The organism is Streptomyces sp. NRRL S-340 (assembly GCF_000720185.1).
Classification (GTDB): domain Bacteria; phylum Actinomycetota; class Actinomycetes; order Streptomycetales; family Streptomycetaceae; genus Streptomyces.
The window spans coordinates 20440-31271 of sequence record NZ_JOIY01000066.1 but is presented as its reverse complement, the minus strand read 5'-3'; the positions used below and the strand labels follow the sequence as shown (position 1 = coordinate 31271).

Here is a 10832-nt window from a genome sequence, read left to right as displayed (position 1 = left end):
CCCGAGATCTCCACGTAAGGAGTCGTCGGCAGCGTCAGATGTGTATAAGAGACAGCCCCTGCCCCGGCCAGCCCGCCCTCCGTCCCCGTCGCCTTCCGTATCAACCCGTGCCTGTTCACGTATCAACCTCGTACCGGTCCGGCCCGTCTCCCCAGGAGCCGGGGCGGGTCCGCCGCCGGGTGCGGGACACTGGTCCGTGGCCGCCTCTACGATCCTGGGCAGAAGTCAGCAGTACGCGGACCGCGGAGGAACACTCGGAGGAGCACTCGGAGGGGGCCACCCAGCGGTACGAGCCGAGGAAGAGGCGTCGACGACCCGTCGACGGGGCCGACAGGGGGAACCAGCCGATTTACCGGCGCGTGGATACGATCAGTAAGCAGTACCAGGCAAGCAGAACGCATCAGCACGACGGCAAGACCCGCGACAACGGCAACACCGGCAAGACCCGAAGCGACGGCCACGACGGAGGAGGTGCCCCATGGGAGTCCTGAAGAAGTTCGAGCAGCGCCTCGAAGGCTTGGTCAACGGCACCTTCGCCAAGGTCTTCAAGTCCGAGGTCCAGCCCGTGGAGATCGCGGGCGCGCTCCAGCGCGAGTGCGACAACAACGCGACGATCTGGAACCGCGACCGCACGGTCGTACCCAACGACTTCATCGTGGAGCTGAGCGCGCCCGACTACGAACGGCTCAGCCCCTACTCCGGACAGCTCGGCGACGAGCTGGCCGGCATGGTGCGCGACTACGCCAAGCAGCAGCGCTACACCTTCATGGGACCGATCAAGGTCCACCTGGAGAAGGCGGACGACCTGGACACCGGCCTGTACCGGGTGCGCAGCCGTACGCTCGCCTCCTCCAGCAGCCAGCAGGCGCCCCAGGGGCCGCCGCAGGCACCCCCGCCCGGCCCGGCCGCCGCACCCGGCCGCCCCGGCCCCCAGGGCGGCTACGGCTACCCGCCCGCAGCGCCCCCCGCGGGAGCGCCCCCCATGCCCGCGGCCCCGCCGCCCGGCGGGTACGGCTACCCGCAGCCCGCCGCCGCCCGGCCCCCGCAGGCCCCCGCGGCCGGCGGCCGGACCCGCTACTGGATCGAGATCAACGGCACCCGCCACCAGATCTCCCGCCCGACGCTGGTGCTGGGCCGCAGCACCGACGCCGACGTGCGGATCGACGACCCCGGCGTCTCGCGCCGGCACTGTGAGATCCGGACCGGAACGCCCTCGACGATCTCGGATCTCGGCTCCACCAACGGCATCGTGGTGGACGGGCAGCACACCACCCGCGCTACGCTCCGCGACGGCTCGCGGATCGTCGTGGGCAGCACCACCGTTATCTATAGGCAAGCCGAAGGGTGAACCGGGGGCAATGTCAGAGCTGACCCTCACGGTCATGCGGCTGGGTTTCCTGGCCGTACTGTGGCTGTTCGTGATCGTGGCCGTGCAGGTCATCCGCAGCGACCTGTTCGGTACGCGCGTCACCCAGCGGGGGTCCCGCCGGGAGGCGGCCCGGCCCCAGCAGACCGGCCGGCAGGCCGCGCGCCAGGCCGCCGCCGCCGCGCCGCCGCAGCAGCGTGGCCAGCAGAGCGGCGGCCGACGCCGCAACGCCCCCGCCAAACTGGTGGTGACCGAAGGCACCCTCACCGGCACCACCGTCGCGCTGCAGGGCCAGACCATCACCCTGGGCCGCGCGCACGACTCCACGATCGTGCTGGACGACGACTACGCCTCCAGCCGCCATGCCAGGATCTACCCGGACCAGAACGGCCAGTGGATCGTCGAGGACCTCGGATCCACCAACGGCACCTACCTGGACCGGTCCCGGCTGACGACCCCCACACCGATCCCGCTGGGCGCGCCGATCCGCATCGGCAAGACCGTCATCGAGCTGCGGAAGTAGTGCTACGTCATGAATGAGCGCGAGCGGAGCGAGCACGCGGCGGCGGCCGGCCCCCAGGGCCGCGGCGCGCTCCCGACCGGAGGGTGGGCAGTGTGGCTCGACACGACCGGCTGTACCCCGAGCCGACGGGCGAGGTGCGCATGAGTCTGTCACTGCGCTTCGCCGCCGGATCGCACAAGGGCATGATCCGCGAGGGCAACGAGGACTCCGGTTACGCCGGCCCCCGGCTCCTCGCGATCGCCGACGGCATGGGCGGCCAAGCCGCCGGCGAGGTCGCCTCCTCCGAGGTGATCTCCACCATCGTCCCCCTCGACGACGACGTCCCCGGCTCCGACATCCTCACCTCGCTCGGCACGGCCGTGCAGCGCGCCAACGACCAGCTGCGCGCCATGGTCGAGGAGGACCCCCAGCTCGAAGGCATGGGCACCACGCTCACCGCCCTGCTGTGGACCGGCCAGCGCCTCGGACTCGTACACGTCGGCGACTCCCGCGCCTACCTGCTGCGCGACGGCGTCCTCACGCAGATCACCCAGGACCACACCTGGGTGCAGCGCCTGGTCGACGAGGGACGCATCACCGAGGAGGAGGCCAGCACCCACCCGCAGCGCGCCCTCCTGATGCGCGCCCTCGGCAGCGGCGAGCACGTCGAACCCGACCTGTCCGTCCGCGAGGTCCGCGCCGGCGACCGCTACCTGATCTGCTCCGACGGCCTGTCCGGCGTCGTCTCCCACCAGACGATGGAGGAGACCCTCGCCAGCTACCAGGGGCCGCAGGAGACCGTGCAGGAGCTGATCCAGCTCGCGCTGCGCGGCGGCGGACCCGACAACATCACCGTCATCGTCGCCGACGTCCTCGACCTGGACACCGGCGACACCCTCGCCGCCCAGCTCTCCGACACCCCCGTCGTGGTCGGCGCGGTCGCCGAGAACCAGCACCACCTGCACGACAACGGCATCATGCAGACCCCGGCCGGCCGCGCCTCCGGCCTCGGCCGCCAGGTCCCCGGACAGGGCGGCGGAGGCGGCGAGTTCGGCCCGCCCGGATCCGGCGACACCACCGGCTTCGTCTCCACCGACGGCCTGGGCTACGGCGACGACGACTTCGTCAAGCCCCGCCGGCGCCGCGGGTGGCTGAAGGTGTCCCTGTACAGCGTCCTCGCGCTCGCCGTCATCGGCGGCGGCCTGTACGGCGGCTACCGCTGGACCCAGACCCAGTACTACGTCGGCACCAACGACGAGCACGTCGCGCTCTACCGCGGCATCAGCCAGGACCTGGCCTGGGTGAAGCTGTCCGAGGTGGAGAAGGACCACCCCGAGATCGAACTCAAGTACCTGCCGCCCTACCAGCAGAAGCAGGTCAAGGCGACGATCTCCGAGGGCGGTCTGCAAGAGGCGCAGAAGAAGGTCGACGAGCTGTCCGTGCAGGCCTCCGCGTGCCGCAAGGAGTCCGAACGCCGCGCCGCCGAGGCCAAGAACGGCGCCAAACCCGGACAGGACAAGTCGGACAAGGACAAGACGGGCAAGGACCGCGGCGGCCCCACCACGGGAACCACCCCCGCCGCCTTCACGTCCAAGACCACATCGAACCCGTCGGACCCCGGCCCGTCGACGTCCAAGGCACCGTCACCGTCGTCCAAGTCTCCGTCCACGTCCGCGACCGCGACCGCGTCCACATCCAGCCCCGGCCCCACTCTCTCGGAGGAAGAGCAGAAGGTCGTCTCGCTGTGCGGTAAGCAGTAGGCAAGCCGTGAGAGGCCCTGTCACACGATGAGCAGTACTACCAACTCGCCCACGCACCACACGTCCACGATCGGCGCCATCGGAGCACCGAGCCGCCGCAACACCGAACTGGCACTGCTGGTCTTCGCGGTCGCCATCCCGGTGTTCGCCTACGCCAACGTGGGCCTGGCCATCAACAACCAGGTGCCCGCGGGCCTGCTGAGCTACGGCCTGGGCCTGGGCCTGATGGCGGGCGTCGCCCACCTCGTCGTCCGCAAGTTCGCCCCCTACGCCGACCCGCTGCTGCTCCCGCTGGCCACCCTGCTCAACGGCCTCGGCCTGGTCGTCATCTGGCGCCTGGACCAGTCGAAACTGCTCCAGTACATCAAGCAGGCCGGTGACAAGGCGCCCACCCAGCTGCTGTACACGGCGATGGGCATCGCCCTGTTCGCCGTCGTGCTGATCTTCCTCAAGGACCACCGCGTCCTGCAGCGCTACACGTACATCTCCATGGTCGGCGCGCTGGTCCTGCTGCTGCTGCCGCTGGTCCCCGGCCTCGGCCTGCCCGTGTACGGCGCCAAGATCTGGATCCACGTCGGCGGCTTCTCCATCCAGCCCGGCGAGTTCGCCAAGATCGTCCTCGCGGTCTTCTTCGCCGGCTACCTGATGGTCAAGCGGGACGCGCTCGCACTGGCCAGCCGCCGCTTCATGGGCCTGTACCTGCCCCGCGGCCGCGACCTCGGACCCATCCTGGTCGTCTGGGTCATCTCGATCCTCATCCTGGTCTTCGAGACCGACCTCGGCACCTCGCTGCTGTTCTTCGGAATGTTCGTCATCATGCTGTACGTCGCCACCGAGCGGACCAGCTGGATCGTCTTCGGTCTGCTGATGTCCGCGGTCGGCGCCTTCGGCGTGGCCAGCGTCGAACCCCACGTGCACCAGCGCGTCCAGGCCTGGCTCGACCCGATGAACGAGTACCTCCTCAGCCACAAGGGCGTGCAGGGCCACTCCGAACAGCTCCAGCAGGCCCTGTGGGCGTTCGGCTCCGGCGGCACCCTCGGCTCCGGCCTCGGCCAGGGCCACTCCGACCTCATCCGGTTCGCCGCCAACTCCGACTTCGTCCTCGCCACCTTCGGCGAGGAACTGGGCCTGGCCGGCCTGATGGCGATCCTCCTGCTCTACGGCCTGATCGTGGAGCGCGGCATCCGCACCGCCCTCGCCGCCCGCGATCCCTTCGGCAAACTGCTCGCCGTCGGCCTGTCCGGCGCCTTCGCGCTCCAGGTCTTCGTGGTGGCAGGCGGTGTGATGGGCCTCATCCCGCTGACCGGTATGACCATGCCGTTCCTCGCGTACGGCGGTTCCTCCGTCATCGCCAACTGGGCGCTGATCGGCATCCTCATCAGAATCAGCGACACCGCCCGCCGCCCGGCCCCCGCCCCCGCCGCCAACCCCGACGCCGAGATGACCCAGGTGGTCCGCCCGTCATGAACAAGCCCCTGCGCCGGATCGCGATCTTCTGCGGCCTGCTGGTCCTCACGCTGCTCATCCGCGACAACTGGCTCCAGTACGCCAAGGCCGACGCCCTGAAGAACGACGACAACAACCGCCGCGTCACCATCGCCCGCTACTCCACCCCGCGCGGCGACATCATCGTCGGCGGCACCCCGATCACCGGGTCCGTGGAGACCAAGACCAACGCGCTCGACGACCTGAAGTACAAGCGCACCTACAAGGACGGCCCCATGTGGGCACCCGTCACCGGCTTCGCCTCGCAGGCCTTCGGCGCCACCCAGCTGGAGAACCTCGACGACAAGATCCTCACCGGCAACGACGACCGGCTCTTCTTCCGCAACACCCTGGACATGATCACGGGCAAGCCGAAGCAGGGCGGCAACGTCGTCACCACCCTCAACGCGGCCGCGCAGAAGGCCGCGTACGACGGGCTCAAGAAGCGCGGCAAGGGCGCCGTCGTCGCGCTCGAACCCTCCACGGGCAAGATCCTGGCACTGGCCTCCTACCCGTCCTACGACCCCGGCTCCTTCGCCGGCACCTCCGCGGCCGACGGCAAGGCCCGCAACAAGCTCCTGAAGGAGAACGACCCGGACGACCCGACCCTGAACCGGGCGCTGCGCGAGACCTACCCGCCCGGCTCCACCTTCAAGGTGGTCACCGCCGCCGCGGCGCTGGAGAACGGCAAGTACACCTCGGCCGACCAGCCCACGAACTCCCCCGACCCGTGGATCATGCCGGGCACCAGCACCCCGCTGCCCAACGAAGGCACGATCCCCTGCAAGAACGCCACCATGCGCGTGGCACTGCGCTGGTCCTGCAACACCGTCTTCGGCAAGATCGGCGCCGACCTGGGCAACAAGAAGATGCTGGAAGAGGCCAAGAAGTTCGGCTTCACCAGCCAGCAGTACACCCCCGTCCGCGCCAACGCCTCGGTGTTCTCCGACAACATGGAGCCCTCGCAGGTCGCCCAGTCCTCCATCGGCCAGTTCAACACCGCCGCCACCCCGCTGCAGATGGCCATGGTCGTCTCGGCCGTCGCCAACGACGGCAAACTGATGAAGCCGTACATGGTCGACAAGCTCCAGTCGCCGAACCTCGACACCCTGGAGCAGACCCAGCCCGAGGAACTGAGCCGGCCGCTGTCCTCGAAGAACGCCCAGATCCTCCAGTCGATGATGGAGACGGTCGTCAAGGAGGGCACCGGCAAGAACGCGCAGATCAGCGGCGTCACCGTCGGCGGCAAGACCGGTACCGCCCAGCACGGCGTCGACAACAGCGAGAAGCCGTACGCGTGGTTCATCTCCTACGCCAAGACCAGCGACGGCAGCTCACCGGTCGCGGTCGCCGCGGTCGTCGAGGACGAGCAGGCCAACCGCGAGGAGATCTCCGGCGGCGGCCTCGCGGCGCCCATCGCCAAGAGCGTCATGCAGGCGGTCATCAACTCCAAGAGGTGACCTCCGTCACGACCCCTTCACAACGGTGCACGGTGCGATACCGGTCCTGTATCGGGTGACGGACTTGGCCGGGTCCCACAGAACGAGCCGGGTACGGTAGGCCCGGACGGAAGCTCCGGCGGCACAAGCCGTGCCCGCCGGGACCGACGGAGAGGGCTGGTAGGTAGCTATGGAAGAGCCGCGTCGCCTCGGCGGCCGGTACGAGCTGGGCCAGGTGCTCGGCCGTGGTGGCATGGCGGAGGTGTACCTCGCGCATGACACCCGCCTGGGCCGCACCGTGGCGGTGAAGACGCTGCGCGCCGACCTGGCGCGCGACCCTTCCTTCCAGGCCCGGTTCCGCCGGGAGGCCCAGTCGGCCGCCTCGCTCAACCATCCCGCGATCGTCGCGGTCTACGACACGGGCGAGGACTACATCGACGGGGTCTCCATCCCGTACATCGTGATGGAGTACGTCGACGGGTCCACCCTCCGTGAGCTGCTGCACAGCGGGCGCAAGCTGCTGCCCGAGCGGGCCATGGAGATGACCATCGGCATCCTCCAGGGCCTGGAGTACGCCCACCGCAGCGGCATCGTCCACCGGGACATCAAGCCGGCCAACGTCATGCTGACCCGCAACGGCCAGGTCAAGGTCATGGACTTCGGCATCGCCCGCGCCATGGGCGACTCCGGCATGACCATGACCCAGACCGCCGCCGTCATCGGCACCGCCCAGTACCTCTCCCCCGAGCAGGCCAAGGGCGAGCAGGTCGACGCACGCTCCGACCTCTACTCCACGGGCTGCCTGCTGTACGAGCTGCTCACCGTCCGGCCGCCGTTCGTCGGCGACTCCCCGGTCGCGGTGGCCTACCAGCACGTCCGCGAGGACCCCCAGCCACCGAGCGTCTTCGACCCCGAGATCACGCCCGAGATGGACGCGATCGTGCTGCGCGCCCTGGTCAAGGACCCGGACTACCGCTACCAGTCGGCCGACGAGATGCGCGCCGACATCGAGGCCTGCCTCGACGGCCAGCCCGTCGCCGCCACCGCCGCCATGGGCGCGGTCGGCTACGGCGCCTACCCCGACGACCAGCCGACCACGGCCCTGCGCTCCGACCCGGGCGCCCCCGCCACGACGATGCTGCCGCCCATGAACCCGGACGACGGCGGCTACGGCTACGACGACCGCCCCGACCGGCGCCGCCAGCAGCCGAAGAAGTCCCACACCTCGACGATCCTCCTGGTCGTCGCCGGCATCCTGGTCCTGGTCGGCGCCATCCTGATCGGCAAGTACGTCACCACCGGTCACAGCAGCGGCAGCGACACGGTGGCCACGCCGAACTTCGTGGGCCAGACCAAGCAGGACGCCCAGAACTCCGCGGAGAACGTCAGTCTGAAGACGGCCTTCACCGAGAAGGAGTGCGAGGACCAGCCCAAGGGCCGCGTCTGCTCCCAGGACCCCGCGCCCAAGAGCGACATCAAGAAGGGCGAGACGGTCAACCTGGTGCTGTCGACGGGAGCGCCGAAGGTGCTCGTGCCGGACGTCACCGGCCTCAGCTTCGACACCGCGCAGTCCCAGCTGACCGACAAGGGCTTCAAGGTCGAGAAGCAGGAGCAGGAGTCCGACCGGCCCGAGGGCGTCGTCATCAGCCAGGACCCGAGCGGCGACAAGGAAGTCCAGAAGGGCTCGACCGTCACGCTGACGGTCGCCAAGGCCGTCGCGAAGGCCACCGTCCCCCAGGTCGCCGGCCAGTCCTGCGACGCCGCCAAGCAGCAGATGCAGGCGAACAACCTCGACGGCGACTGCGTCGAGGTGGACAACAGCGACCCCAACCAGGCGGGCAAGGTCATCAACACCGTCCCGGGTCCCGGCCAGCAGGTCGACAAGGGCTCCAAGGTGACGATCCAGGTCGGCAAGCAGGTCCAGCAGAAGACCCAGGTCCCGCAGGTGCAGGGCAAGAAGGTGGCGGAGGCCAAGCAGATCCTCACCGCGGCCGGCTTCACCAACATCCAGTTCGCCGGCAGCGGGGGCGACGACAACGCCTTCGTCATCAAGCAGGACCCGCAGCCCGGCCAGCAGGTGGACGACCCGGCCGGTACACAGATCACGCTGACGACGATCGGCGGGAGCGGCGGGAACGGGGGCAACAACAACGGGGGTGGCCACGGAGGCGGCGGCCCCGGAGGCATCTTCGGCTGACCGCCCGCCCGGCCGCCCACCGGCGCCCGTGACACCCCAGGGCCCCGGCCGCTCTCACCCGAGAGCAGCCGGGGCCCTGTCGCACACCCGCCCGCCTTTCGATCGTGTCTTCCCAGGCCACCCCTCGTTGCTCCATTGGGGTGGGGACTCGGAACGCTCTGCCCCGGCCATGCGGCCGGCACACGACAGAAGGGCAGACAGTGATCACCGACTCCGCGCTGCTGGAATCCAGGAGCCTGCGCCACAGCGTCATGGACCGCACGGACGTACTCGACCGGGTCAAGACCCTGTCACTGCTTCCGGACGGGATGCATGTGACGACGGCGATGGTGGCGACTTACTTCCAGGTGAGCAGGAAGGCCGTCGAGTCCCTGGTGCTCGATCACCGCCAGGAACTGGCGGCCAACGGCTACCGCGTCCTGTCAGGTACAGAACTGGCCTCCTTCAAGGAGGTCAGTGGGATTCAGTCGCGCTCCCGGTCACTGGCGCTGTACCCGCGCCGCGCCGTCCTCAACGTCGCCATGCTGCTCCGCGACAGCGAAGTCGCCCGCCAGGTACGCACCTACCTCCTCGACATGGAGTACCTGGCCCGCACACAGCCTGTGGAAAACTCACCGCAGCCCGACGCGACCTCCCTCGACGACCGCATCGACCAGCGCATCAGCCACATCCTCGGCAAGACCGTCGTCCCCATGTTCAACGCCCTGATCGAGACCTCGGGAGAGCACCATCGGGAACTGATCGCCCTGCGCACCGGCGTCCAGCACATCGAGCGGCGGCTGCGGCAGCACCACGCGCGCCTCCGCCGGCTGGAGAGCCCCCGCCCGAACCGTCCCCTCGCCGGAGTCATGGCCGCCATGGACGCCATGACCGGCCGCGAGTTCGAGCACCACATCGCCACGCTCCTGCGCCGCGACGGCTGCACCGACGTCCTCGTCCTGGGGCGTCACGGGGACCGGGGCGTCGACATCACCGCGTTCACGGCCGACGGCCGGCGGCTCGTCGTCCAGTGCAAGAGGTTCGCGCCCCACCTGCGGATCACCAGCCCGGAACTGCAGAAGTTCGTCGGGTCCGCCAGGGTCCTGCACGCCTCGGACGTGGCTCTCTACGTCGCGACGTGCCGCTTCACACCGGAGGCCCTGAGCATCGCGGACGAGGCCGGAATCACCGCCGTGCACCGCACCCTGCTGGAAAGGTGGGCCGCGGGTGAAATGCTCACCGTCCTGAAGTAGAGCCCACAGGCGGCAGCACAAGGCCCGAAGTCGCATCCCTAACTTGCGACTTCGGGCCTTCGCCATGCTAGAGCACGAAACCCACCCGCACTCTCCTGCCTCAGCGCAGCTCCGCCGGAGGCGTCCGCTTGCTGTCCACTTTCTGGACCCGCACCAGCTCCCCCCACACCACGTACCGGTAGCGGGAGGTGTACACGGGCGTGCAGGTCGTCAGCGTGATGTAGCGGCCCGGCTTCCTCACCCCCGACTCCTTCGGGACCTGAGCGAGGACGTCGACGTTGAACTTCGACGTCTCCGGGAGGATGCCGTAGACCTTGTAGACGTACCACTTGTCCCGGGTCTCGAAGACGATCGGGTCGCCCTTCTCCACCTTGTCGATGTTGTGGAACTTCGCGCCGTGCCCGTCCCGGTGAGCGGCGAGGGTGAAGTTGCCCTCCTTGCCGGTCTCCGGCAGCGCCGCCTTGACCGGGTCCACGTAGTAGCCGGCCACACCGTCGTTCAGGACGTCCGTCGAGGTGCCCTTCTTCACCAGGACCTCGCCGTTGTGCATGGACGGCACGTGCAGGAATCCGATGCCGTCCTTCGTGTCCAGCGCGCCGGGGCCGCCGGGGGCGGAGTGCGCCCACTGGTCACGGATCCTGTCGCCCTGCCGGTCGGCCTTGCGGTCCGCTATGACGTTCGTCCACCACAGGGAGTAGACGACGAACAGACCGAGGACCACCCCCGCCGTGATGAGGAGTTCGCCGAACACGCTGACGGCCAGGGCCAGCCGGCCCGTGCCGCGGCGGCGCCGGCGCGGTGCGGGGCCCTCCCCGGTGTGCTCTGCGGTGTCGTCCGCGGTCGCTGCCACT

The 10832-nt window shown here is 69.4% G+C and carries 8 protein-coding genes; 7 read left to right on the top strand and 1 reads right to left on the bottom strand.

Features of this window, described 5'->3' with window-relative positions:
• The first annotated feature begins 478 nt into the window (after window positions 1-478).
• From IG64_RS34935 to IG64_RS34905, 7 genes are all read left to right on the top strand, one after another.
• Entirely contained in the window at window positions 479-1348 is an 870-nt protein-coding gene (locus tag IG64_RS34935) for an FhaA domain-containing protein (protein ID WP_037863940.1), read from the top strand.
• A 10-nt stretch (window positions 1349-1358) separates the two neighbouring features.
• Complete coding sequence (locus IG64_RS34930; RefSeq protein ID WP_037863935.1) at window positions 1359-1889, top strand: FHA domain-containing protein FhaB/FipA; 531 nt, start codon at window positions 1359-1361, stop codon at window positions 1887-1889.
• Window positions 1890-2029: 140 nt separating this feature from the next.
• Window positions 2030-3628, top strand: coding sequence for a Stp1/IreP family PP2C-type Ser/Thr phosphatase (locus tag IG64_RS34925; protein WP_051813698.1), 1599 nt, complete (start codon window positions 2030-2032; stop codon window positions 3626-3628).
• Between the two features lie 27 nt (window positions 3629-3655).
• Complete coding sequence (locus IG64_RS34920; protein ID WP_037863927.1) at window positions 3656-5095, top strand: FtsW/RodA/SpoVE family cell cycle protein; 1440 nt, start codon at window positions 3656-3658, stop codon at window positions 5093-5095.
• Window positions 5092-6573, top strand: coding sequence for a peptidoglycan D,D-transpeptidase FtsI family protein (locus IG64_RS34915; protein ID WP_037863921.1), 1482 nt, complete (start codon window positions 5092-5094; stop codon window positions 6571-6573). Before IG64_RS34920 ends, IG64_RS34915 begins: the two co-directional genes overlap by 4 nt.
• A gap of 169 nt (window positions 6574-6742) precedes the next feature.
• Entirely contained in the window at window positions 6743-8749 is a 2007-nt protein-coding gene (pknB, locus tag IG64_RS34910; protein ID WP_037863918.1) for a Stk1 family PASTA domain-containing Ser/Thr kinase, read from the top strand.
• A gap of 200 nt (window positions 8750-8949) precedes the next feature.
• Entirely contained in the window at window positions 8950-9981 is a 1032-nt protein-coding gene (locus IG64_RS34905) for a restriction endonuclease (RefSeq protein WP_037863914.1), read from the top strand.
• Window positions 9982-10081: 100 nt separating this feature from the next.
• Here IG64_RS34905 and IG64_RS34900 read toward each other — a convergent pair whose 3' ends face one another.
• A complete protein-coding gene (locus tag IG64_RS34900; RefSeq protein WP_037863910.1) occupies window positions 10082-10831 on the bottom strand; it encodes a class E sortase in 750 nt (249 codons plus the stop codon).
• Window position 10832 lies beyond the last annotated feature (1 nt).